We start from the raw sequence: 26,866 nt of genomic DNA on the forward strand, positions 1-26,866 counted from the left end.
ATCACCACATTGATTTTTGGATATACCCAAAGTATGTCCAATGAATGGGTACATAAACCGGTTGATGTTTATAAAAACCGTTCAATGAAAATAATAGGTAGTGCTATATTAATTGCATGGAGGTTTAAGATGCTTACCTTTTTAACTAGGATTTTTTCAAATACATCAGCCGCAGCGGCTACAGATTCCTATACATACAATCAAGAGGGCTACTATATCCATCCAACAAATGGAAGGCCTGATCCAAAGGTTTCCGTAATCATGCCTGTTTACAACGCTGAAAAAACACTGCGAAAGACGATTGATTCCGTGATTGATCAAACAATTGGTTTTGAGGAGATTGAATTCATCATCGTCGACGACAAATCGAAGGACGGTTCCCGCTCGATTATCTTGGATTATGCGGACGTATATCCAAATATCGTTCCTGTTTTTTTCAAAAACAACAACGGCTCACCTGCGAAGCCGAGAAATGTGGGGATTGACCTTGCTAGAGGCAAATATACGATGTTCATTGATTCGGATGACTGGCTGAGCCCAAATGGAATTGAGGCTCTATATGACCTTCTTGAAAAAACCGGTGACCCCTACGCAATCGGACGAACAATAAAAGTGGAAAACAATAAACGCGTTGTGACCGGAGAATATAACAGCTGCGAATACCGAGAGTCGATCAACCCCTGCTCCATTCCGCATATTTTTCAACACTTGGGGCCTACAGCCCGGATGATGCAGACACAGTTTTTAAGAGATTATAACTTCCGTTTCCCTCACATGAAATTCGCGGAAGACAAGCAGTTTTTCATTGATGTCCTGACGAATTGCCCAAGCATCTCAACAACAAAAGACATTATTTACTACGTAAATCGGTTCAAAGATAATAAGAGCCTTGTGGGAACGACGAGCATTTTTGAAAAAACGGACACGAACCTGGCTGTCGTCAAACATGTTATCCAGAAGGAGTTGCCAGAGGAAATCGAGCGGATGGTGCTGAATAGGCTGTATGAATTTGATTGCATAACAAGGCTGTTTAATAGGCACCACTTTCTTCGATCTATTCGAAAAGATAAATATTATAAGAAGTTTGGAGAAGTGCTCGAGACAACCAAGGGACTACAGTACGATTTTACAGATAATTTCTTTGAGCCGTGGCATAGGGTGCTTGTCGATCTGTTCAAACAGGAACGCTATGACAGTATCGTTAAATTGATTGAATGGAGCTTGAAAGATACGACAAAAGAAATGGTGATACGGGAAGATGGCCTGCCTTACTACCGGCTGCCGCTTGCAGAACCACATCAATGGGCGAGGATCAACATGCTGGCGGTGTATAAAGAGCATGTGAAAGTGGAAAATCAGTTTGTTTTGCGGGTTAACATTTACGGAGACGACCTTGATAAAGTAAACTGCTTTGTCATCCGCCAGCGGGATAATGAATTGAAGGAATATACCCTCCCCATCGAACGAATCGAAGAGAGACTGTTTGAAGTGGAAATTCCACTGGAATTACTTGCACAATTAAATGAAGCAAGTTACACCCTCTTCATTAGATATCACGATTATAGGAAATTGCACATCAAGATGAACACAAGACGGATCTTCGCATACGGCGGGAAGAAAATTGATTTTTATACGACGATTGGGGATAACTTTGGGGTGAATGTGAAGTAGGAATTTGCGGCATTATAATGAATATGGTGGTTCAACGAGGGGAAGAAGATCGACTTCGATCTTAGGAATTGGCGGAAAGTGATGATTAATGATCCGGAAAATTCGGCCTATGATCCAGCAATGTGCATTTATGAGCCAAAAAAGAAGAATTATGAGCTGCTAATCCAAAAATGCCTGCATTGTGCAGGCATTTTCTTTTAAGCTTTTGCAAATAAGGCCTCTTGCTGCCTTTTTATCGCTTCCGCCTTGTACTTCTCTTTTTCTTTTCCGGACAGCTTTTTAAATTCATTCAGGAACTTCTCGTATTTTGGAAGAATTTCATTTACAGGACCAAAATCCTTCACCATTCCGTACTCCAGCCATAAAATTTTGTCGCAAAATTTCTTCATTTGCCCAATCGAATGACTAACGAAGATCATGGTTTTTCCTTGCTGTTTGAATTCCTTCATTTTATCCAGACTTTTTTCGGCAAAAGCCTTGTCTCCGACTGATAGCGCCTCATCAATAATCAGTATATCAGGGTCCACGTTGACCGAAATGGCAAACCCCAGGCGCGACCTCATCCCGCTTGAATATGACTTGACCGGCTGATCAATGAATTTGCCAAGCTCCGAGAATTCAATGATCTCTGGTTCAAGTTTTTTAATTTCCTCTTTTGAAAAGCCGAGCATTAATAGTTTCAATTCGATATTGTCCCTGCCTGATAAATCACCTTTAAGACCGGCAGCAACCGCTATTAATGATGCTTGTCCGTTCACTTGGACAGAGCCCGACGTTTCTGGAACGATGCCGGCAATGATATTGGATAACGTTGATTTTCCTGAACCGTTCATGCCGACAAATCCAATCACGTCGCCTTTTTCCGCTTCAAAGCTGACATCGGCCAGAGCGAAAAAGTCTTCACCGTAGCTTTTTGGCAACAATAGATCTAAGATGCGCTCCTTCGTCCCATTATACAACTTATATTTTTTTGTAATGTTTTTTACAATAATGGCTTTTTCCATGCTGATCCCAACCATCTATAAGTAATCAATGAAATGTCTTCTGAATTTCAAGTGGATCTTGGCACCGGATAAGAACAAGATAATGACGAATCCCCAGAAATATAGGGAATATTGCCAGTGTTCAATAAAGTACCATCCTGTACCAAACAATGCAGATCGATATCCTTCAATTAAGTAATATAAAGGATTCAGCTTCATGATTGTCGGCAGAGGTTCGTCCAACATGGTTATTTGCCACAATACCGGCGATAGATACAGAAGCATTCTCAATGTCGCATTTAATAACATATGAACATCACGAATAATCGTTGATAAAGTCGATGTTATTAACGATATAGCAAAAATTAAGCAAAACGAGGCAAAAATAAAATAAATAATTTGAATAAAATAGATGCTCACAAAAAAACCTGACAGCTGAAAAATAAGAAACGTGATTCCCAATAAAATCAAATGTGTATAAAATTGGGAAAAAATCACGATATTAGGAATGACGCTCATCGGAAAGTTCATTCTGGATAACATGCGCAGCCTTGTATAAATAGACTTGGATCCTTGGATTGTAGATTGATAGAAGAAGGTCCACAACACAAACCCCCCAAGGAGCCAGTTGATGAAAGGGACTTCCATCCCCGGTACTACCTCTATATCGGCCCGTTGGCGGATACTTCCAAACACAAACCAATAGATTAAAATTTGTATGACAGGGTTAATTACTTCCCATGCCATTCCCAGATAGTTATTTTTATTTTTACTCTTCAATTCATAAAGTGAAAGCCTTCTGATCAAATAAAAATGCTCTATTTGCTCTTTAATTACTGTAATAGCAGATTTCATTCAGTATGTCCTTTCGAAAGCCTGGTTTTATCTGGATGCTTTTCTTAGATAAAATCATCAGTTTTTCAAGCCGATATCCTAGTAAATTATACAAGTAGGCAGAGAAAAAGACAATTAAAGATTAGAGGCAGCTGCTGACTATGCAACAACCGCCTCTGGATCATTAACTTTTAAAAACTTCCTTCACAACTCTCTCACTCGCGCGTCCATCCTCCAAATAGCAGAACTTATTATAAAACTCCTCGATATTCTCAGATGGAACGAACCCAAGCTCATCTATTTTTTTCACTTCCGCAATCAGCTCTTCTGTCGTTTTCACCAATGGCCCAGGTGCTTTTGCTTCGAAATCGAAATAAAACCCCCGAAGATTATCCCGGTAATCCTCTATGTCATAAACAAAGAAAATCATCGGCCTTTTTAAGTTGGCATAGTCAAAAAAGACTGAGGAGTAATCGGTGATCATTACATCAGAGATCAAGTAAAGTTCTCTAATATCATCATGCGTAGATAAGTCAAATACAAAATCTTCATAACCTGTTAAGTCTAGGTTTTCTGCCACCAGATAATGAAGCCTTAATACAATTATATAATCGTTCCCAAATTCCTCTTTCAAGAGCTTAAAATCCAATTGCAAATCAAACTTGTACTTACCTTTAGAATAAAATTGATTATCCCGCCAGGTTGGGGCGTACAATATAATCTTTTTGTCAGATGGGAGTTGGCACGATTCTTTTACTTTTCTGATTGCCATTTCATTATTACTATTAATTAAAAAATCATTCCTTGGGTAGCCTGATTCTATCATTGTTTTTTGAAAACCAAAAGCACGTTTAAAGATTTTAGTTGAATAAGCATTTGGGGAAACCAGATAATCCCACTTACTTGCTTCAAACAAAAAATTGGCTCTATACTTGTCAGTATTTGTTCCAGGCATGTGCACTTCTTCCATGTCCGCTGCAAGTCTTTTGAGCGGAGTACCGTGCCAAGTTTGGAGATAAATTGTTCCTTTCGGCTTAGGCAACCAAAGAGGTAGCCTAGCATTCGTCACCCAATATTTGGCTCTAGCCATTATTAACAACCATTTTATAGAAAAGCGGCGAACCGATTTAATCCCATCCAACTTTTCGAAATATGAAACATGTCTTCGATCCGCGCTCCAATACATATCATAGCCCATATTCTTATCTTTTATATATTCATAGATCGCTCTTGGGCTATCACTATATTGTTTACCATGAAAACTTTCAAAGATGATTAAATTCTTCTTAACAGGCAATTTCCCCAAGAGTTGAAAGGCACTCTTATATATTTTTTGTACAAACTTTCCTCTTCTGAATTTCACCCACTTTCTCTTAGCTTCATTAATAATCTCTTCTTTGAATTTGTAATTTGATATTTGCAACGATAGAAACTTTGATTTCTTTGTCGGCTTTATCTGCACCTTAAGTTTTCCATTTGTGGTACGTATCACTTTCTTTTGAACTTCAATATTGTTCTTTAGCCACCGTACCCTATTACTTCGTATATTCCCTACCTGTCCATCCTTCTCATATGTCAATACAAGAAAAAATTTATAAAATAGTTTTCTTTCTATATTGGTATCTTTATTTATTTTTACAGCACCTTTAAACCCTGCCCTGGACAATAGCTCATTACCACTATACTTTTCATAGAGATCTGGCCTATTTACTTCTTCAAGTGGAATAACATTTATCTCATCATCCAGACTATTCGTCAGTACCATTTGAATTTTTTTAATTTCGTAACCTTTTTCATAAAAAATAGGGGGATAATTCAAGTGACCAGAAAAAACAATTTCGTCACCCTTATTAATTGCTTCTTCCACATTTGCGAATAGGCAGTAGTCATTACAATAAAAGGAAAGCCTCCTGTTTCTTGTTGTAAATGGATAAAACATTTTTCCCTGTTCAGGTAGTATAATTGAATAAAACCGGAGATAGTCATTCTCGCTACGGACCCTTGTCTGTAATACATCCTCCTCATTTCTTCTATTAATGTACATATCCCAGATTTTTTTACTCATTTGCAGATCTAGATGCTTTTCGACCGGAAGAGTAAGAGTAAGAATTAAAAATTCTTCAGAGGCCTCTTCCTTAACTGCAGAAGATATTTCTATCTCCCTGACTCCATCTCGCTGTTTCAATGTAAAGAAATATTCATCCCAGTCCTCAATGTAGCTTTTTCTAATCGATAATTCGATGTCATATGAGTTATCATTCAAGCTTATATTTATCAATGTATTATTTCTTATTCTACCGTTAGACATTGTGAGATACGGCTCCTCTCAAAAAACCTACAGCCAAAATTATATACTAAATAGAGCATTGTAATCAATGAAGTGTGAGCATTTAAAAGTTTACCAGACCAATTTAACGGATATAATTAATTTAGAGATTACCTTGCATTCGGCGGAGGCAAAGCAGTATACTAAATTGACGATTGGTAATAGGGGGAAGTGAAAAAAATGAGCTTTTTAGATTGGCTGTTTTCACATGCTGGTAAAGAAACAAGAACAACTAAAAAAGATCAGAACGAAATTTCAAATTATCAATTTAATTATAATAAAGAAGGATATTATATTCACTCTTTAAATCCAAATAGCAACTATAAAGTTACTGTCATTATGCCAGTTTATAATGCTGAGGCAACAATGAAGAAAACCATCGATTCAGTCGTTAATCAAACGATTGGATTTGAGAATATTCAGTTGATCATTGTGGATGATCAATCGACTGACAGTTCTCGCAATATTATTCTGGAGTACGCTGAGATGTATAAGAATATTGTTCCAGTTTTCCTAAAAAACAATACTGGATCGCCAGCCATTCCGAGAAATATAGGCATTGAATTGGCAGCTGGCAAATATATCACTTTCATTGATTCTGACGATTGGTTCAATAAAAGTGGCCTGGAGATCCTTTATGAAACTTTAGAAAGAACCGGAGATAATTATGCTATAGGGAAGACCATTCAAGTAACAGATACATCAATGAATATTGTCGGGGAATACAATAACTGTGAAACAAGAGATCACATCGATCCTTACAGCATTCCTCACTTATTTCAACATCTAGGCCCAACAGCACGAATGATGAAGACAAGTTTTATAAAAGAAAATAAATTCAAATTCCCAAATATGAAATTTGCGGAAGATAAGCAATTCTTTATTGATGTTCTTACAAATTGCTCTTCAATTTCAACATCAAAAGAAGTTATTTATTATGCAAACCGATTAAAAGATAACAAGAGCTTAACCACCACGACTTCTATTTTTGAAAAAACAGATACAAATATCAAAGTAATCAAATATGTGATTGAAAAGCAACTCCCGGAAAAAGTTGAAAAAATGGTTTTAAATAGACTATACGAGTTTGATTGCATAACACGATTGTTTAATAGAAATCACTTTTTAAAATCCAACAATAAGGAAGAATACTTCAAAAAATTTTCCGAAGTTTTAAACACGACGAATGAATTACGTTATAACTTCACCCAAAATTTTTTTGAGCCGTGGCATAAAGTCCTAGTGGATTTATTTAGAGAAGGACGATTCGACGACATTGTCACTTTAATAGATTGGAGCCTTAAGGACCATACAAAAGAAACTATCATTAAAAATGGTTTGCCGTATTATCGGCTTCCATTCAATGATAAATATCAATTTGCAAGAATTAATATGCTTGCTTATCATACAACCTCACTGAAGGAAAAGGAGCATTTAGTACTACGTTTTAATATATACGGGGACGAAATTAATCAAATTAACTCCTTCGCTATTCGCCAAAGGGACAATGAATTAAACGAGATTGAATTACCCATACGACACCTGCAAGACCATGCTTATGAAACAAAAATCCCGTATGGACAATTAGTGGAACTATCTTCATCAAGCTATGCAACGTTCATCAAATATGCTGTATATAAAAAGCTGTTCATCAAAATGGATGCAAGAAGGATCATAAATTATGATGATAAAAAAATTGATTTTTATACTACAGTAGGAGACAACTTTGCTATAAGTATTAAATGATGGTTACGAGTGCATCTTGGCCATTACATAAGTAAAGGCGCCTTGTTTCTTTTAAAAGAATCGTGGCGTCTCTACTTTTATTTAAATCTCGAAATATCAAACTCTAGATTAGAACTATTCGGAAACCAAGGAGCATTGCCCCAGTGGGAGTGCTGGAAGCTATCAAGGAAAATTATTGTTGGATGCCACCTGTGCACCCGCTGACATTACCTATCCTACTAATCTAAACCTATTGAACGAAGCACGTGAAAAATTAGAAAACATTATTGACGTGCTTCATGCACCGAATCAGGAGAAACAAAAGAAACCACACACCTATCGCCAAAAGGCACGTAAAGCTTATTTGGCGATCGCAAAGCAGCGACGTGTAAATAAGAAAAAGGTTCGAAAAACAGTGGGGCAACAACTTAGGTATGTGAAACGAAATCTTCAAATTATTGGTCGACTCAAAGATCAAAGTTCCTTGAATACCTTGAATAAACAGGAGTACAAACAACTTCTCGTTATTTCTGAACTGTTTGGCCAACAACAGGAAATCTATACAAACCGTTCACACCGAGTAGACGATCGTATTGTAAATATCAGTCAGCCACATGTTCGTCCCATTGTACGTGGGCAGGCAAAAGCCAATGTAGAGTTTGGTTCAAAAGTTGCCATTAGTCTTGTGAACGGATACGCTTTAATAGAAAAATGAGCTAGGATCCCTACAACGAAGCACTTACCTAACAAGAATCCATTGAAAATTATAAGAACGTTACGGATATTACCTCCAAGCTGTACTGGCCGATCAGATATACCGAAATCGTGAGAATCGGGATTACTGTAAGATGAAGGGTATCCGCCTAAGTGGGCCGCCACTTGGTCGTTCATCAAAGAAGGATCAAAGCGAACAAAAAAGAATCGCACAAATGGATTCAGCAGAACGCAACGCAGTAGTAGGCAATTTTGGGGAAGGTAAGCGCCATCACCGGCTTGGCCTTATTCAAGCACGCCTTCCAGAAACGAGCGAAGCGGTCATAGCGTTACAATTCCTAGTGATGAACCTGGAACGCCGGATCCGGCTTCTTTTTCGGCGTTTATCCAACGATATTTTTTATTTGAAGGTGAAGATGAACCAGCACTTATTTAATTCGTTCAGCACTCCCTATTTAGATTTTCAAATGAAAGGGGCTGGTCTATCCGAGGTTTCTTTAAAGTAATACCTAATAGCTTCTAAAATTCTTCTAGATGCTTCTCCATCACCATAAGGATTTGCAGCGTTAGCCATTTTTTCATAACAGTTTTTATTAGTTAATAGTTCCTTGGTTAATTGGTATATTTTTTCTTCTTCAACACCAGCTAATTTCAAGGTGCCTGCGTCGATTCCTTCAGGTCGTTCCGTTGTATCTCTAAGCACTAAAACCGGAACCCCTAGAGAAGGTGCTTCCTCTTGGACACCTCCAGAATCACTTAATATTAAATATGATCTACTTGCAAAATTATGGAAATCTATGACATCTAATGGTTCTATTAAGTGAATTCTTGGGTTATTATCGAGAATTTCCTTTGCCAGCTCCCTAACGGTCGGATTAAGATGAACCGGGTACACTACTTGAATGTCCAAAAATTCTTCGACCAGCCTCTTTATAGCACGAAATATATTCCTCATTGGTTCCCCAAGATTCTCTCGACGATGAGCGGTTAGAAGAATAAGCCGATCAGAGCCTATCTTTTCTAAGACTTCATGATCATACTTATCTTTTACTGTTGTTTTAAGAGCATCTATTGCAGTATTTCCCGTGATAAATATATTTGTTTTTTCTTTTCCTTCAATTATCAAGTTATTAGCCGCCTGCCGAGTAGGAGAGAAATGAAGATCAGCTATAACTCCGGTTAGTTGTCGGTTCATCTCCTCAGGATATGGAGAATATTTATTCCACGTTCTTAAGCCTGCTTCAACATGACCAACAGTGAGTTGGTTATAAAAGGCAGCTAGACTAGCCACAAAAGTAGTAGATGTATCGCCATGAACCAGAACAATATCCGGCTTAATTTCCTTCATCACACGATCGAGTCCTTCTAGAGCGGCCTTGGTCACATCTACCAGTGTTTGGCGATCTTTCATGATATTTAAATCAAAATCAGGTTGAATCTTAAATATTTTGAGTACCTGATCCAGCATTTGCCGATGTTGAGCTGTTACAGCAACAATAGACTCAAAATGTTCGGATTGCTTTTGTAATTCAAGTACAAGCGGAGCCATTTTAATTGCTTCAGGTCTTGTCCCGAAAATTGTCATTACTTTTATTTTTTTAGGCATATTTTTATCATCCTTTACCTGTAACATTACTATCGATATCATATAACATGTTGATACTTTTTTCAAAATGATCAACAAATATCAGACCTATTAACATTATTGAGATTTCCTATATGACACAAGTATAATATACAGATCATTTTGGATAAAATCAGTTGAAATTTACTTATTCCTTTGTTAATAGGTATAAAGAACTACTTCCGTTGTTTTTTTTATGTTCAACTTGTATACTTATCAAAGTAACTAACTTACAAACAATATTAATGACATATTTTCATAGAAGTTTTATGTTAACTTTGCTTTCTAGGAGATGAGGTGTCTATATGAATACTCTTGATACTTATTTGGAAACTTTAAACAATGAGGTTTCCTTAATTAAGGTCTTTGATACTTCTTTGGAAGTATTTGAATATAATGACCAATATATTGAAGTCTTTTTTAAACAAGACAACAAATTAATTACAACAGAATTATCTTTAAACAATATTGACATGCCCAAGGCTGTTCACCCCTATGAGACAACAGATAAGCTCTTGTTAAAGTACCAACCAAGTCCTCAAAAAATTTTTTTTATGTATGTTAAAAACAACATGGCCTACACAGTGTTGGAGAATGTTGAGATTGGAAACTATTCTAGAAGTAATGATAGGTTCAACTATAAAATTAATAACTTTTATGATGAAAAAGTTCAACTTGTTCAATATGGTTCTTCTAGACTCGTTCTAAAAAACACAGATGGAGAAGCTATTTTTTTTATTGAAGACTTTTTAACTGAGACTGTTAACCGTTATGGAATACATTATGATGCGGGATTTACTACAATTGATTTCCGGTATACTGTTATAGCCACAGCCAATTATGATATATATAATATAGTAATAACCTACGATCTATTTAGAAAAGAATTTCAAATACAAAAAGTGATATTAACTATAGAGAGAAAGCATGACGAAATAGATATTAACTTGATTGATAATAACATTATAGAAATACGTAATAAATTTGAGAGCACTGATATTAATTTTAAAAAAGTGATAAGAGGTAAAAAACACAAATTATTTAATATAGAGGCTGTACAAGGAGCAAAAAAACAAAATATCTTGTGCATTTTTTATATAAATAAAGTAAAGTACTATATTTATACTAGTACAAAGTATATCTTTATTATGAGAGGATCACCTTATAAAGTTACTGGTCATCACCCTAATTTAAAGGTATTTTTAACAAAGAAACATGTGATCCTTGCAGGGAGGTATACTCATTACGCTCACCAAGCAAAAGGTGTATATGAAAGCTTATATTTACACTCTAACAATCACAAACTAGGAAACTTCGTAAGACCGTTTAAATCTATAAAGTTCCTTCAAAGGTTTGGTTATTTTAAAGTGCCAATTGAATCCCTTATTATTAACGATAAAATTCATAATAATTTATATGTAGGCGACAACGAAACTATAATCCATAACCTTAGAAGAAAACACAAGGATAAAAAAGCAAAAACCCTTGCTTTTAAAAAATGGGGAAAACAATTACTGGTCCTCAGAACGAACCTTAATGGAAATTTGACCGTGACTTTAGTGCCTTTTAGCGAAGAATATACTTTAACCAACAGAATAAAAATTAATTTTGCAAAGTTCTTTGCGAAGATTTTTCCTAAGAGCGGAAGAAACACTAACCTTTATTTTGAAAAGAAAAGTGAGAGGGCAGATGAATCAGGATTTAGGGTCTTTGAAAATGTAATGTCTCATAACCCCCGTTCTTCCGAGAACTTTTATATAATTAACAAACACTCTGATAAATATGTATCTTTAAAAGAAAAATACAGAGATAGAATAATAAAAAAATATAGCTTTAAACACTACCTAAATATTTTCCGTGCAAATTATTTTATTTCTAGTGAACTATCAAACCATTTACTAAATGACCGCTTATATATAGATAGTATTCGTAGTAAAATAATGTCTGTGCCTCTTATTTTTCTTCAACATGGTATAATGTTTGCTAAACCTGTAGATAATCCCATGGCTTTTGGGTTTCATAAAGGAAAAAACCTATATAATATGTACAAATCAGTCATTAGTTCACAATTAGAAGCAAATGAGTTTTATAAAATGGGCTACGATGACAGAGATTTGATCTTAACTGGATTGGCAACTTTAGATTATGCATACTTAGATAAAGATGCGGATAAAATTGTTTACATGCCTACGTATCGCTACTGGGAAGAAAGCTTAGTATACAATAACAATATTGAGAAAACTTCATACTATAAATCGATAATGAAAGTAGTGGATTCGTTCGAAGAAAGAGGTTTAATCGATAGGCTATTAATCGTCCCTCATAATAAATTTTCTCAATTCATCTATGAAAATATGCCCAAATACAAACATATTATTAGTAAAAACCCTACTGATGCCCTGAAAAAAGGAAGGGTTTTTATAACTGATTATTCTTCAGCCATATATGATGGAATTTTTAGAGGTGCCTATCCTATTTTTTATTGGGAAGAAAAGGACTATCTAATCCAGAATTATAAAGCAATCCCTCCTGTTAATGATAGAAATGCACCTGGACCAATAGCTTATAGTTCGAAGGAATTAATGAATTTAGTACAGAAAGCAATAGATCAAAATTATTTCTTAGAAAAAGAATACCAAGAAAAATATCTAAAAATCAATGAATTTAATGATAGAAAAAATACCGAAAGGATTGTAAATTTTTTAAGAGACGAAAATATCGTTTAAGAATGATGGAACGTTGACTTTTTTATGGGACTGTTTAGAAAATAAGTATTCACTTATTTTCTAAACAGCTTTTTTATCTCTATCCTGAACATTTGGGTCACTTCAAAAAAATATGTTTTCCTCCAACTGGTTTATTTTAAGGGCTTTTTAGACAACTCAATTTTTCTTCTCACTGTTTTTTTATATGTAATTCTTTAAAAATTTAGTATAATTGTTTGTAAGTTTTTCTTTATCCTTCAACAATTTAATGGAGGTTTTTCCTTAGAAAAAGGTAATTACGTATGGAACTTTCGATTTGCTTTATACAGGACACATTAATATACTCCGCCGAGCAAAAGAATATGGAGATTACTTAATTGTGGCTATTTCATCTGACGAGTTTAATGCTTTGAAAGAAAAAAAGGCTTAATACACTTTTGAACAACGCAAGGCAATCTTGGAAGCAGTTCGCTATGTAGATGAGGTGATTCCTGAGCATACCTGGGAACAGAAAGTCGAAGATGTTCAAAAGCATGATGTCGATGTTTTTATAATGAGTAATGACTGGAAAGGAAAGTTCTACTTCTTAAAAGAAGATTGCGATGTGGTTTATCTTCCAACCTCCATCCAGTTATATCTGCTTGTTTTCGCTTTTTCTTTTACAATATTCAGCTTTTGTCCCCAAAAGAAGAAAACAACTTTCGTTGCTCCCCTTTTTGGGGGCAATGTTTTGTTTAGTTAAAAAAGTTGAAATGGCAGACAGATCGTGAAAGTTTCGGGATTAGAGAAAAAAATATTCTTCGAACCGGAATCCCCCGAACAGATTTTTTTTGATGAGCAGGCCCTACAGAAAACCACGGCTGCTTTAAAAAAGACTTATCCGATCATTCAAGAGAAAAAAGTCATTTTATATGCGCCGACTTATCGTGAGAATCAATTTAATGTGTCATCCGTTCCACTTGATATCGAGGAAATGTATCAAGAATTAAAAGTTGAATATATATTATTGTTGCGGCTTCATCCTGCTGCCCATTTTGATTTTACGTAGCTATATTACCTTCTGCCTCTCCTTGTTGATAAGATACAGGTACTCTATTGGAACATGAACTGGGTTAATAATCCGCGGCCTCAGAAGTTCGAAATCATAGTAGCAAAAATACTTTAATAAGACAGACAATACGAGAAAACAAAATCTCTGTTCCTCTTATTTAATTATATTGTAATAAACAAGAGGGAAGACCACCTTTAAATCCCTGTGACTCTTTTTTCTCATTCGGCATCAATATATAACTGAATATCCAATCTAAAATTAAACACTGTTTGGATATACTTTTGTTTTTTAACAACGCTCATGACAAAATTGGAGAAAAAATATCTACCAACACTTAATTGACTTATACATAAATATTCATTAGCCTTTATAATGTTTAATGATATAATTTGCAGGTGTACACATGAAAAAAGGTAAGAGATTAAGATCAATTGAATCAGCAATTAACTTAATATTGAGCATAGACTCAGGCACAAAATAAAAGATTAAACTATTGGTAGCAATTTACATATATTTCTTAATCGTCTTTCTAATCACTAGTGTTGCATTAAAAAGTTAAAGTTATTTATCTCATTATTCCGAACAAAGGTGACGATGTCCATTTGGTGAAATATGTAAATTGAGTATCGGAGACTAGAGGGACGGTCGACTTTTCCTTATGTAGGCTGAAGAATTTCCAACAGTTCATCAAAGTCAGAAAGCAGACTGTTCCGTTCGGCCATGGATATGGTTTACCTGCAGATACTGCTTCATCCATTTGAACATCAGTTCAATTTGCCAACGGGATCAATAGAGTTCAGAAATATCCTTTGCCGACAGGTCAAAACGGTTGGTGACGATTTGATACAGTTTTCCGGTATCATCATAAAATTCAACCAGCCTTAAGTGATTGTCCATTTCTTTTGGGCTGAGCCTATGATAACTAAGGATTCACGGAAACCGTTTTGCTCCAGATCATCATAGATTAAGTCCCTGATATCCACCACGGTATTGGATTTAACCCTGGTCGCAAAGAACATATCATCATGGCACCACTGATCAAACAGCTGGAAGTCATAATATCCCCGGTCTATCACATGAGTAACACCAAGTTCTGTTATAAATCGTGGGGCTTCAAGCACATCGGACCATTCAGCTGGTGTCACTGCCAATTTTTCCGGCTGGATGTCTTGTTCATTTATAAACTCAACCAGTAAATGGAGCTTAAGGGCTGACTTGGTCGAACGAAACGTTGCCCACTCATACAGATTAAGGCTAGGTGGGATCGTCGATGAATCAAGAAGCTTTACCGAAATGTGCCTTTTTCGCCCGCAAGATACCATACGAACGCGCTGTGTCAGGGATTGCCAGATGTGCAAGAGACATACGGGTTCAACCTGCCTGTTTTTTCTGGAAAGCTGTGAAGCACTGATGAAATCCAAACCCAATTCTTTTTGAAAGTCCTTCATGAGCAGATCGTCGCTGATGGCCCTTAACCCCCCGCATTTTTGTAGCTGGGCATACAGGAACAAAAGCAAACACCTTGTGGTAGTTAGTTTCTTTGTATATAGATCTTGTGGGACTTGAAAAGCTCCATCACCAAATAATTGATCGGTGATGGGATTAACCCATTTACCAAATGACGTGAATAGTGTATGCTTGTCCATAGGGTTTTCCTTTGTAATGGATTTGGACAGGCTATCACCTATCCGTCCATTATAAAGGATTTTTTCTTTTTCAGATGTGTCTAAACTTTGGAATAATCGTATGCAACACTAGTGGTTTCTAATAGGGGTTATGTACTATTTATTTGTAATCTCAGATTCACTATTACTCCTTATTTGCCATATATCGCAAGGCTAATGAGAAGATCACTTCCTTTGTTGAACACTCTTGGGCTTCGACTATGAATCAACTTTATAAAAAAGTACTGCAGTCAAATGAAGGTGTTTATGAAATTGCTTCATTAATCAATTGAACCCTTAGCCAACTTAGTTTATCAATCATAAAAGGAACTGGTCATCATTCAGAAAATTATCAAAATATAAAACAGAATTTTTTGTAGTATTTAAAACTATTCCAATAAAAAGTAGGAGATACAATACCTATCTTAATTAATATTTAAACTATTTTTAAGTGGATGTTTCTATATCAAATATCTTGTTTATTCTAACTAAATTTTATAACTATGTTTCGAGAGAGTGAAAGAAAGATGTCTAAGTGGAAAAAGGAGATTATTTTAGGTTTATATTTTTTGTTGATTTGTATAGTTATGGGACTTAATTCTACTGTGATAGTTGAATGGCTTAATAAAAGTTTATTTGTAGATTTTTCTATGGATACAAATTTTAGTGTGAATGAATCTTTTTACAATGGGGTTTCATTTGTTTTTGTTATCTTCTTAATTATGTATGCAATATTTGGCACTTTTATTGTAAGTATATTAATGACAAATTTACTTTTCGGTGCCCTTGTCTTTGCAAATCAAATTAAAGTGAAAGAGAGAAATGAATTTATTACATTTAAGGAATTGCAGACAATTGGATCGCCTAAGGAACTATTATCTTTTATTGATGTGCCAATTGGAATGGCTTTACTCATTGTTATATCGGTTATTTCACTACTTGCTATTCTTCATTTCATCAGTAAAGGAATATCCAAAAAAATGAATTTTAAAATAGGGATTAGGACTAGGGTTGGGATTCTTTTAATTGCTCTTATCCCGTTATTCATCATTTTCACAGAGCCAGGCATTTATAATAAATACATGTTGAAATATGAAGAGGTACACGTCCATAATTGGAACCCTGTTTTACGGGCTCAGCAGAATGGTTTTATTCCCAGTTTTATCCAAACAGTTAAACCTAATTATATGAATAAACCAGCTCATTATCATAAAAAAAACATGCATAGAATCAACGATAAATATACTAAAATAGCAGAAAAAATTAATAAAAATAGAGATAATTCATTGAAAGATTCCCAAACAATTTTTTATTTAAGCGAAACATTAATTGATCCTATTGAATTGCCTGGATTAATAAAAAACGAAACGCCAACTCCAAATATTTCTAAAATGATAGAAGATCATATCGGTGGAAAGATGTACAGTCAGTATATTGGCGGAGGAACTGCAAATATAGAATGGTCAGTTTTAACTTCTTTTAGTCTAGAAGTATTTAATGAACCATTGTCGGTTACACCTTATTCTGACTTCTATGTCCAGTCGAAGAACCACCATACTGTTTTGAATTTTTATCAAAAGGATAAAGTGGCCATTCATCCGTATACAGCCCACCTATATAAGAGGCTTTCTGTATACAAAGCTATTGGTTTTGATAACTTCTTATATTTAGAAAATGGAATTAAGCATACAGGAAAACTTGGGACTCATAAGAGGGTAGCAGATAAAGAATTCCATAAAGATTTGTTAAGGGTCGCGAGTGATGATGAGGTTGGCTTTATTCATGCCTTAACTATGCAAAATCATTCACCATATACGGGAGAGATTCCAGATATGGACTATCGACCGGAGATTAACTTTAATGTTTATCCTGAAAGTGAAGCGAAAGGATTAGTAAATTATCTTCAAGGTTTAAGAGCCTCGGATGAAGCTATAGAGCAGCTTGTAAAGGAGTTTGCTTCTTCCGATAAAAAAATAAATCTGTTACTATATGGAGATCATTTTCCAAGTTTGTTTAGAGGCTTTGAAGAGAAGTTTCCGAATGACCAACTTCATGAAACACCATGGTTTATTTATATGAATCATGGTCGAAGTGATGGAGGTTTAAAATTAGATGGTATATCTCCAATATTTTTTACGACTGTTTTATTAAGAGAAGGGAACTATTTTGTAACACCTTTTCAAGGATTGATGGATGAGTTATTAGATCAAGGTGTAAAAAGGATTGGGAATAATTTCGTCGTAACAGACCAAGGCAAAGTTATGGATGAAAACTTAGAAAACGACATTCTTGAGATGGTGGATGATTACAGAAGCATTGTTTATGATGCATTATTTGGAGCCGATTGGTTACCGGATCAGTTTTTCACTTTTGACAAGAAATGACCTGAAACCGTGTCAAAATTCATCTGAAATTCACACAAAAGCTGGTGAAATCAGGTATAATACCCATTAGGTGAATTTAGCAACCTCACCTAGTGGGTGATATTATGCGAAATTCATTATTAAGCTACTAGCGAACGGATTACAGCCGAACTACCTTTAAAATCATACAACTTCTCAGTGTATGGCCTTTTGGTCTTAAAAGTGTGGTTTTTATTTTTAAATAAATCAAGTATAATGAGTGATGAGGATTTAGACGGACTTTTATCGATTGATATAGTACCTACTTATTAACGGAGGGTCTATAATGAAAAAAGTAATCACGTATGGAACATTCGACTTACTCCATACAGGGCATATCAATATTTTACGCCGCGCAAAAGAATACGGCGATTATTTGATTGTGGCCATTTCATCTGACGAGTTTAATGCCTTAAAAGGGAAAAAGGCTTATTACACTTTTGAGCAGCGTAAGGCGATCTTGGAAGCAATTCGGTATGTAGATGAGGTCATTCCTGAGCATACTTGGGAGCAAAAAGTCGAAGATGTTCAAAATCATGATGTCGATGTTTTTGTAATGGGTGATGACTGGGAAGGGAAGTTCGACTTCTTAAAAGAATATTGCGATGTTGTTTACCTTCCAAGGACTGTTGGTATCTCAACAACAAAAATTAAGAATGATTTAAACCAGGCAAACAATGGCTAGGGAAGTTGCAATTCAGTTATATCTGTTTGTTTTTCGCTTTTTCTTTACAATATTCAGCATTTGTCCCCAAAAGAAGAAAACAACTTTCGTTGCTTCCTTTGGGGACAATGTTTTGTTTACGTTAAAAGAACTGAAAAAGCAAACTGATGAAAAAATTGTTGTGTTAAAAACTGATTCGTGTCGGGTAAATTTCGATGGAATTGAATTGAATTTTGAGTTGAGACATTTTTGGGGTTGGATACGTTCGATTTATCATTTAGCGACGTCAAATATGATTTTTATCGACAATTATTTCGGTTTTTTGGCTTCAGTAAAATTTAAACCGAATGTGAAATGTATCCAGCTTTGGCATGCAGCGGGTGCGATTAAACAATTTGGCCTTAAGGATCCTTCCAATGCAGGTCGATCACCTAAAGCGATTGAACGCTTTAAAAGGGTATATAGCAAATTCGATTATGTTGTTGTCGGCGGCGAAAGAATGGCGGATATCTATCGGGAAAGTTTCGGGATAAGAGAAGAAAATATTCTTCGAACTGGAATTCCCCGGACAGATTTCTTTTTTGAAGAGCAGGCCCTACAGAAAACCGTAGCTGCTTTAAAAAAGACATATCCGATCATTCAAGAGAAAAAAGTCATTTTATATGCCCCGACTTATCGTGAGGGTGATTTCAATATTACGTCCCTTCCGCTGAATATTGACTATATGTATCGGGAATTAAAAGATGAATATATATTATTGTTGCGACTTCATCCTGCTGTCCACTATGATTTTGCTAATCAATATCCAGACTTTGTATATGATGTTTCCGACTACCCGGATATCAATCATTTGTTGGTAGTAACCGACCTTTTAATTTCGGATTACTCCTCCATTCCTTTTGAATTTTCGCTTTTACAAAGACCCATGATCTTCTTCGCGTACGATTTGGAGGAATACGGTAAGTCCCGTGGCTTCTGGGAGCCTTACGAACAGCTTGTTCCAGGTCCAGTAGTTTATAATTCAAAAGAGCTTGTTGAAGCCATTCAAACAAACAAGTATAATTATGACCAAATTGTGAAATTTGCAAATGAGTGGAATGAATTTTCGACAGGAACCTCCAGTATACGCTTAATTCAAGCTATTTACTCGAAAAACAAAAGTGCAGAAACAATTAGTAGAGGGTAATTTTCTAATGAAAGGTATGTACGGTTGAGTGAAATGATAGTATGATAGAGAATAGCGTATCTCTAATTGAAAAGGAGTTCACCCCAAATGGGACGACATAATTCTACAGAAACTAAAAAGCGGAAGCGCAGAAGGCGTATATTTTGGTTTGCGATTTTTCCTTTGCTGCTTGTTGCAGCAGTAAGCGCTTCTTATGGCACATACTTATATAAAAAAGCTGAGAACATGATGGGCGGAGCCTTTTTTGATGATCGTGGCAAATCTGATCTCCGTGATAAAAAGGTAGACCCTCACATTGATAATGTCTCGATTCTTTTTATTGGTATCGATGAGAGTGAAAAACGTGGTTTTTCCGATAATGCCCGTTCCGATGCCCTTATGCTCGCCACTTTGAATGAAAAGGAAAAGTCTGTGAAGCTGTTGACGATTCCTCGTGACTCTTATGTCTACATCAAAGAGGTTGGTTATAGCACAAAGATTAACCATGCCCACAAGTACGGCGGGCCTCGTGCCACTATAGAAACTGTTGAGGAATTATTGGATATCCCTGTTGATTATTATGTTCGTCTTGACTTTGAAGCGTTCATGGCTGTTGTCGATGCTTTAGACGGCATAGATGTGGATGTTCCATATGCCTTCTCAGAACAGAATTCTAAGGACAAGGCTGGTGCTATTTCACTGGAAGCCGGAATGCAAAAGCTGGATGGCGAAGAGGCTTTGGCACTTGCCAGAACCAGAAAGCTGGACAACGATATTGAGCGTGGTAAACGCCAGCAGGAGATCATGAAAGCCATTGCGGCAAAAGCTGCCAGTGGAGCTTCAATAACCAAATATGGAAAAGTGATTGATGCGATCGGTGACAATATGAGAACGGATATGACGTTCGATGAAATTAAAGCCTTTGTTGATTACGCTGTTTCCGGCAATTTGAGCATTGAATCCTATACACTTGAGGGTGAAGATACACGAATCATGAACAGCCAGGGACAGAATATTTATTACTGGCAGATTAATGAAGATAGCCTGGCGGATGTCAAAGGCAAGCTGAAAGAACATCTGGACATTGCCACTTATGATAATACTGAGATGGCCAAACCGACTGGACAAGAACAAGAACAGGAACAGGATGAAACGTTAGAACAGGCTCCATAAAGTCGGCGGAATGTCTCATTTTCTACCGCTCTTGTTTTCCGAAATAATAAAGGCATCTGAGGTCAGCTTCCCTTGACCTTAGATGCCTTTTTCTTTTAGTTTCTATTTGAATTTGGGAATATCAAACTCCAGATTTGTATGATCCAACTGTTTATAGATCGACTCGATTCTTGAAGTCTGTTTTACAGCCCAGCCAACATCTGTCGCATATTGCTTTGATGGATTAGCAAAGTTCCATCTCATTTTATAGATGGTATTTTGTTTGTACTCATTATGGATATACTGTTTTCCAATAAACTCTGCACCGCCGATAATAGCCTTGGAAGGTGTATCCCACCCTTTTTCATATGCATGCTCAGCACCGCAAGTGTTTGGGCAGGAATCATACGCCTTGATTCCAAACATATTATATACCTTTTTAATCTCCTTTAAGCTTTTTCGATTCTCGGAAGTAACAAGTACAGCTTTACCCTCTTGATCCTTTCCTACTTCAATTCCTTCAGCCAATTGCGATGTCCCTTGACCAGTCTCCAAAAACGCATGGGAAATTAAATATATTTCATTCACCTTGTGTTTTGTTCCACCATCAAGAAAGGCCTTGCCAAGGCCGTCCAAGATGCCCTTGCCAGCTAATACTTTATTTAATTCAGCGGCAGACACACCCGCACTTGAAGATAATAGTAAATGCTGATACTGGCTGTTGTTGTTTGGACTTAAATATTGTTCCACGTCACTTGCCTTTGCGTTTCTCCATGTCCCAAGCTGAATTTCATGCCAGGTTTCTCCCTCGTTCACAATTATGACCTCAGTTCCCTTTCCAAGGGTCGCATATACATGGCTGTTTGTATTTGCCGATTCCATAACATCCACATTTGATGTGGCAGAAGCTGTGGTCGATTTTAGATCCACCAAAGAGGACTCTACATAAAGCTCCTTATTGTTATATTTTATTTTATACCATTTGTTGGTTCCTTCAGATTGGTCTCCGGTGACCGTGTCCAAAATCATTACCTTGGTTTTATTTTTGAGAGTTGTATGCACATTATCTCCAAGTTTTGGAGAAGTGCGCAGGGCGATTTCATTCCCTATAATTTCTCCGGACTTTTCAATTTTTATATAGTCCTTGTGAACAAAAGCATTTTTATCGCGATACTTATCCGTTTGCGGTTTTTGCTTCATTTGAATATCAACGGCTTCTTTAAGAGTCATGTTATTTTGAGTAGATGTATTCTTACTTTCTTTTAGTTTCGAAGAGTGAATCCAGACCGTTTTACTATTTAAGGTCCCCCGATACCAAACATCATTATCAACCTTTTCAGCAAGATTTATCTTAAATACTTTGTCTGTATGTTGTTTTAAATCACTATACACTAGTTCCTTCCGGCCGCCCCATATTTTGCTGTAGGCACTGCCAGTTCCCTTAATATATAAATCCTTTTTTGAGTTATCCAAGTGTTTATGTAATCTTATTGATAAATCTTTCTCATTTACCCAACCAATCGTGCCTTTTGTATCGCTTTGTTGTTTACTGATTAAATAATAGGTGGTTCCATTAATAATCGACTGTTTTTTTATGTAATAAACAAAGTTGGTATATGTTGAACCTGCAGCTATTGAAGATGGAGAACCAAGCGTTTTATAGATTCTCACTTTTGAATTTTTGATATGGCCGAGTTTGCTTGTCTTGCTTTCCTTGGCTTGTACAACATCGCTGCCCAAGATCCAAACTGTTTTACCATCAAGCGTCCCTCGGTACCACAAATTGTTTCCAACCTTTTCGGTCAAATGGACTTGAAAAGAGCGATTTTTATATTTGGACAAGTTGTTATATACATAGTCTTTTTTTCCACCCCAAGCTTTACTAAAAGCTTTCCCGGTTCCTTTTACATAAAGCGTCTTTTTCTTTTTGTCTACTCCTTTATGCTGCCGAGTCGACATGTCTTTAGCTTTTACCCAGCCAAACACACCTTTTGTATCACTGGGTTGATTGCTAATTAAATAATAGATTTCTTTTTTTATAGTTGCTTGTTTTTTAATGTAATAGACTTGGTTTGTAAATTTGGAACCAGCCGTTTTAAATGACTTTAATTGTAAATTTGAATAGATTTTTACTTTAGAATTGTTTATATGACCAAGTTTGCTTATTTTCTTCTCAACAGTAGATTGGGTTCCTTTGGCTACTTCAGCGTGTAACGGGCTTGGATAAGAAAAGAAAATTAACATTATTAAAAAAATGGCAGATAGCTTTTTCATTTGTTCCCCCCTGAGAATAAGTTTTTTATATAGGAAAATTACATTTAATTCCTGTACTATACCAATACTGGAAATAGTATTGTCTAATTATAACATGTCTGGCAAATTCCTATGTTAGACGTTTCTTGTTTAGTTGATTAATATGCTGAGAGATAAATAAGTGTGTCTTGTGCGTATAGTAAGTAGATTGAACGGAATCTTTTTAATGGATAAAAAAAGACGCCCATTAGAAGGCGTCCTCCTTGCATCATTTTTTTGTAAAATTCACCTTGTTTAAACTAGATATCTGGATTTTATCCCCTGATTTAAGTGTAGTTGTCACACTTCTTACTCCAAATCCATCAGACTTATTTGTAAGAATTTCATTTACAAGTAATCGGCTCCCCCTATGAACAATTAAATTGCCATTTCCGCTTGGGGTTGTAATTTTATACTTCCCAGGTGATATGTCTTTGCCGACTGTCCAGTATCCTGCATGCAGCGTATTGGATTTTACATTTTTTACACGCGTAAACTGGACACTATTTAAACCCATAATCTCTATTTTATCTCCGGCCTTAATATCAGTCGCTACGTGAGTGACACCAAACCCATCATCTTTACTCGAAAGAATTTCATTCACAAAACGGTCGTATGACTTCATGGTAATCACCAAATTACCGCTCCCCGACTTGGTCGTAATCAGATAACGCCCAGCAGGTATATCTGTTCCTGCTTTCCAAGTTCCCGCACTTAAATTTTTTACGTAAGGTACGGTGATCGTGGCTGTCGCCGTTTTGCCATTGCTCGTTTTGGCCGTGATCTTGGCTGTTCCCGCACCTTTTGCTGTTACTTGTCCTTTACTATTCACAGTTGCCACTTTTGTATTGGATGATTTCCATGTCACTGTTTTATTAGTGGTGTTTTTTGGACTAATGGTAGCAGTTAATGTTAAGCTTTTTCCTTTATTTAAGGTCGCCGATTTTTTGTTGAGTTTAATAGATTTTGCCGCAATCGGTGCTTTAATGGTCACCTTTGCCTGAGCTGATTTTGCACCTTTGGCAGTCGCAGTTATTGTGGCTGTTCCCTTTGATTTTCCCGTTACTTTACCTTTACTGTTCACAGTCGCAATTTTCGTATTGGATGATTTCCACGTTACACCCTTATCTGTACTGTCCGATGGAGAAACCGTTGCCTTCAATGTAGCCGTCTTACCCGCAATTAAAGATAAACTAGTTTTGTCTAATTTTACTGTTTTAGGCGAGACCTTTACTGCTACTTTTTTCGACACTTTTGGGTTATCTTTAGTAGTGGCAGTAATTGTAGCAGAACCGCTGGCAATCCCTTTAATATTTCCTTTTGAATCAACAGTAGCTACTTTTGCATTTGAGCTTTTCCAAACGACCGACTTGTTCGCCGCATCCGCCGGGGTTACTGTTGCATTGACCTTATACGTCTGTTTAATTGCAATATTTAAAGTTGACTTACTTAACTTTAACCCAGTCGGAATAACTTTTGTTACGGTGACTGGAATGCTCTTTTTAACAGAAGCATCACCTTTTGCCGTAGCCGTAATAGTAGCCTTGCCTGCTTTTAGCGCCTTAACATTTCCTTTTTGATCCACTGTAGCGATTTTTGGATCACTGCTTGACCAGCTGACTTCTTTATTTTCGGCAGTGGATGGTTGAACAGTAGCGGTTAAGCTTGCAGTTTTGTTTACCTTTAAGGATAAACTGGACTTATTGAGAGAAATGCTTTGAGGTACGACTATTTCCTCTTCAAAATTTACCGTCCCTGTTAAACCGTAAAGATAAATTTTGTCACCTTTTGAAAACTCCTGATCAACAGCTTCAGCAAAATCTACATCAATAGAATCCTTCTTATTGTATTGGCTATCTAAAATATCAACAGAGGCTCCTTCATCTTTATTGCTTTTTATTGTGTAAGTTCCTTCTGGAATATCGACTCCGATCTCATAGAAGCCACCTGGAATCTGTGTTAAATCCAATTCAGGGATTTCCTGGACACTTATATTTGCTGCCCCGTCATGGAGTAGAACCTCGATTTTATCACCATTTTCTAAACTCGCAGTCACTTGATTTGGAGAGTAGTGTTGAGTGCCATCAAGGGTTTCAGACAACAACTCGATATCTCCTCTTTTGATGGAAATATCGGCTTCCCCTTTTGAGATGCTGAGCTTACTTAGCTCCACAGAAATATCCTGCCCAACTGTATATGTACCATCACCTATAGAGCTTTGATTGGCAGCATCTGCCGTATTACCTAATGCAAAAGATAAAAATAACGTAGTAATGAATACGACTTTTATCCATATACTCTTTTTCATTCATAGACCCTTCTCTCATCTTCATTTTCATAAAACGATTGGCTGGTTAACTAGTTATGCTTGAACCTTTTTATTATTACACCCTCAGCTTCTATTTTTTTGAAGTGTATGATATTGACGCTCCTGAAAAATTGTTATGGGGCTGCTTCTACATCTTCTTGCTTCGATTTAACATCGTTCTTTCTCCTCCCTCATATAGGTAACTATTACTATATTAGGTCCTTTCTAACCATTTGTATATATTTATTTGAAAATTATAACGAACTCTTTTTAAACAGGAAAAAGCTCGATGTTTACGTAAATACTGACGCCTGTATGATTGCGAAAGTGATTGATTTGCCAAAAATAACACTCTCTATATGACATACTTTTTTCTATCTTAAACGCATAAAATAGTAAAATTTCACAGATAGATTAATCAGACTAAAGTCATCTTATGATCTGCCGATAATAAAAAGAGTAGAAACTAAGGTTATTAGAGGTGTTGTTTTTTATGACAAGCTAATATGACAAGCAAGTTTACTTTTACCAATATGGAACTTTATTTTAATGAGGTGTATGAATGAAGAATAAGCTATTTTTTGCTTTGTTGGCAGTAGGATTAGTTTTCACTCTGTTTGGAAATCGCGCTGACGCCCAATCCGCAAAGAAGGTTATCGTTGATGCAGGTCATGGCGGAAGTGATTCGGGCGCAACGGGGAATGGATTGCGCGAAAAGGATCTCACCTTAAAAATTGCTCAAAAAATCAACCAAAATCTGCTCAACAATTATGTTGTGCAGACGAAAATGACTCGCACTTCTGATGTTTACATATCATTGAATCAGCGGACTAATATGGCCAATAGCTGGGGCGCTAACCTCTTCTTATCCGTTCACATCAATGCGGCTGGCGGAAGCGGTTATGAGGATTATATCCATGATAAAAATGCGACATCTGAAGATATAAAAGTACAAAACGAGGTTAATAAAGAAATCAGTAAGGTTCTTGAAGAATATGGAAAAAATAACCGTGGAAAGAAAAAAGCTAACTTTCATGTATTAAGAGAATCGAAGATGGCCTCCATATTGCTTGAGATCCTTTTCATTGACAATGAATCTGATGCTGCTTTATTAAAAAATGAAGAGTTTTTAAATGATATCTCAGAAGCTATCTCAACAGGTGTTGCCAATGCTTTGGCTCTCCCTGAAAAAGGGAACGTCGGAGGGGGAACGTCTAACGAAAATAATTCTAACACAGAAGAAATCACTGTCTCAAAAGCAACAGGAACTTACATTGTAACTTCAGATTCGCTCAATGTCCGGACTGGTGACGGAACAAATTATCCGACGATCGGAACTCTGAAAAAGAATGAAGAGATAAACGTCACAGGGGTCACTCCCAAGAAGTGGTATCAATTTACTTATAAAGGAAAAACTGGATTTGTCAGCGGAGCTTATTTAAAAGCTAAACCAGCATCGGAGCCTGCTCCGCCAACTAATCAAATTAAAGTGTCAAAAGCCAGCGGCACTTTTATCGTCACAGCTGACTCTTTAAATGTTCGATCTGGGAACACTACTGCGTACAGTTCACTGGGATCTCTTAAAA

The 26,866-nt window shown here is 36.3% G+C and carries 17 protein-coding genes and 2 pseudogenes; 11 read left to right on the plus strand and 8 right to left on the minus strand.

Translation table 11 applies throughout. The features are described from left to right. Positions 1–33 precede the first annotated feature (33 nt). Entirely contained in the window at positions 34–1,671 is a 1,638-nt protein-coding gene (locus H9631_RS04220; protein WP_225220855.1) for a glycosyltransferase family 2 protein, read from the plus strand. A 197-nt stretch (positions 1,672–1,868) separates the two neighbouring features. Here the strand turns inward: H9631_RS04220 and tagH are convergent, their stop codons facing one another. The 3 genes from tagH to H9631_RS04235 all read right to left on the minus strand — a co-directional run bounded on the left by tagH (position 1,869) and on the right by H9631_RS04235 (position 5,796). Continuing rightward, positions 1,869–2,675 carry a teichoic acids export ABC transporter ATP-binding subunit TagH gene (gene tagH / locus H9631_RS04225; RefSeq protein WP_191810245.1) on the minus strand — a complete coding sequence of 269 codons (807 nt, stop codon included), beginning with the start codon at positions 2,673–2,675 and terminating at the stop codon, positions 1,869–1,871. Positions 2,676–2,690: 15 nt separating this feature from the next. Next, a complete protein-coding gene (locus tag H9631_RS04230; protein ID WP_191810247.1) occupies positions 2,691–3,509 on the minus strand; it encodes an ABC transporter permease in 819 nt (272 codons plus the stop codon). 163 nt (positions 3,510–3,672) lie between these two features. Beyond that, complete coding sequence (locus H9631_RS04235) at positions 3,673–5,796, minus strand: CDP-glycerol glycerophosphotransferase family protein (RefSeq protein WP_191810249.1); 2,124 nt, start codon at positions 5,794–5,796, stop codon at positions 3,673–3,675. Between the two features lie 198 nt (positions 5,797–5,994). Here H9631_RS04235 and H9631_RS04240 point away from each other — a divergent pair, with 198 nt between their 5' ends. Continuing rightward, on the plus strand, positions 5,995–7,560 hold the full coding sequence (locus H9631_RS04240; protein ID WP_191810251.1) for a glycosyltransferase family 2 protein: 1,566 nt from the start codon (positions 5,995–5,997) through the stop codon (positions 7,558–7,560). A 130-nt stretch (positions 7,561–7,690) separates the two neighbouring features. Continuing rightward, positions 7,691–8,657: pseudogene (locus H9631_RS22280) on the plus strand (transposase); the annotation flags it as partial. Between the two features lie 59 nt (positions 8,658–8,716). Here H9631_RS22280 and wecB read toward each other — a convergent pair. Beyond that, a complete protein-coding gene (gene wecB / locus H9631_RS04255) occupies positions 8,717–9,859 on the minus strand; it encodes a non-hydrolyzing UDP-N-acetylglucosamine 2-epimerase (protein WP_191810255.1) in 1,143 nt (380 codons plus the stop codon). Positions 9,860–10,182: 323 nt separating this feature from the next. On the opposite strand from wecB, the gene H9631_RS04260 reads away from it, so the two are divergent. From H9631_RS04260 to H9631_RS04270, 3 genes and pseudogenes are all read left to right on the plus strand, one after another. Next, positions 10,183–12,603 (plus strand): CDP-glycerol glycerophosphotransferase family protein, encoded by a 2,421-nt coding sequence (locus H9631_RS04260; RefSeq protein ID WP_191810256.1) that lies wholly within the window; start codon positions 10,183–10,185, stop codon positions 12,601–12,603. A 274-nt stretch (positions 12,604–12,877) separates the two neighbouring features. Then, a pseudogene (locus tag H9631_RS04265) lies at positions 12,878–13,201 on the plus strand (adenylyltransferase/cytidyltransferase family protein); the annotation flags it as partial. Positions 13,202–13,348: 147 nt separating this feature from the next. Beyond that, positions 13,349–13,630 (plus strand): CDP-glycerol glycerophosphotransferase family protein, encoded by a 282-nt coding sequence (locus H9631_RS04270; protein WP_191810258.1) that lies wholly within the window; start codon positions 13,349–13,351, stop codon positions 13,628–13,630. Positions 13,631–14,326: 696 nt separating this feature from the next. Here the strand turns inward: H9631_RS04270 and H9631_RS22805 are convergent. Next, the gene (locus H9631_RS22805) at positions 14,327–14,407 is read right to left on the minus strand and encodes a hypothetical protein (protein ID WP_404801713.1); all 81 of its coding nucleotides are present in this window, start codon (positions 14,405–14,407) and stop codon (positions 14,327–14,329) included. Positions 14,408–14,514: 107 nt separating this feature from the next. Next, the gene (locus H9631_RS04280; RefSeq protein WP_191810260.1) at positions 14,515–15,279 is read right to left on the minus strand and encodes a DUF4372 domain-containing protein; all 765 of its coding nucleotides are present in this window, start codon (positions 15,277–15,279) and stop codon (positions 14,515–14,517) included. Between the two features lie 545 nt (positions 15,280–15,824). On the opposite strand from H9631_RS04280, the gene H9631_RS04285 reads away from it, so the two are divergent. The 4 genes from H9631_RS04285 to H9631_RS04300 all read left to right on the plus strand — a co-directional run bounded on the left by H9631_RS04285 (position 15,825) and on the right by H9631_RS04300 (position 20,701). Further along, positions 15,825–17,681: an LTA synthase family protein gene (locus H9631_RS04285; protein WP_191810262.1), complete on the plus strand. Its 1,857-nt coding sequence runs from the start codon at positions 15,825–15,827 to the stop codon at positions 17,679–17,681. A 304-nt stretch (positions 17,682–17,985) separates the two neighbouring features. Next, positions 17,986–18,384, plus strand: a complete 399-nt coding sequence (gene tagD / locus H9631_RS04290; protein ID WP_191810263.1) for a glycerol-3-phosphate cytidylyltransferase — start codon at positions 17,986–17,988, stop codon at positions 18,382–18,384. A 112-nt stretch (positions 18,385–18,496) separates the two neighbouring features. After that, a complete protein-coding gene (locus tag H9631_RS04295; protein WP_225220856.1) occupies positions 18,497–19,549 on the plus strand; it encodes a CDP-glycerol glycerophosphotransferase family protein in 1,053 nt (350 codons plus the stop codon). 87 nt (positions 19,550–19,636) lie between these two features. Next, complete coding sequence (locus tag H9631_RS04300; protein ID WP_191810267.1) at positions 19,637–20,701, plus strand: LCP family protein; 1,065 nt, start codon at positions 19,637–19,639, stop codon at positions 20,699–20,701. Between the two features lie 102 nt (positions 20,702–20,803). Here the strand turns inward: H9631_RS04300 and H9631_RS04305 are convergent, their stop codons facing one another. Together H9631_RS04305 and H9631_RS04310 are read right to left on the minus strand one after the other, a co-directional pair. After that, entirely contained in the window at positions 20,804–22,954 is a 2,151-nt protein-coding gene (locus H9631_RS04305) for an N-acetylglucosaminidase (RefSeq protein WP_191810269.1), read from the minus strand. A 247-nt stretch (positions 22,955–23,201) separates the two neighbouring features. Beyond that, positions 23,202–25,280 (minus strand): Ig-like domain-containing protein, encoded by a 2,079-nt coding sequence (locus tag H9631_RS04310; RefSeq protein ID WP_191810271.1) that lies wholly within the window; start codon positions 25,278–25,280, stop codon positions 23,202–23,204. A gap of 562 nt (positions 25,281–25,842) precedes the next feature. On the opposite strand from H9631_RS04310, the gene H9631_RS04315 reads away from it, so the two are divergent. After that, positions 25,843–26,866: N-acetylmuramoyl-L-alanine amidase (locus H9631_RS04315; RefSeq protein ID WP_191810273.1), on the plus strand; the 1,024-nt coding region annotated here is incomplete at its 3' end.

It is taken from the genome of Bacillus norwichensis, from assembly GCF_014836955.1.
GTDB classification, from domain to species: Bacteria; Bacillota; Bacilli; order Bacillales; family Bacillaceae_C; genus Siminovitchia; species Siminovitchia norwichensis.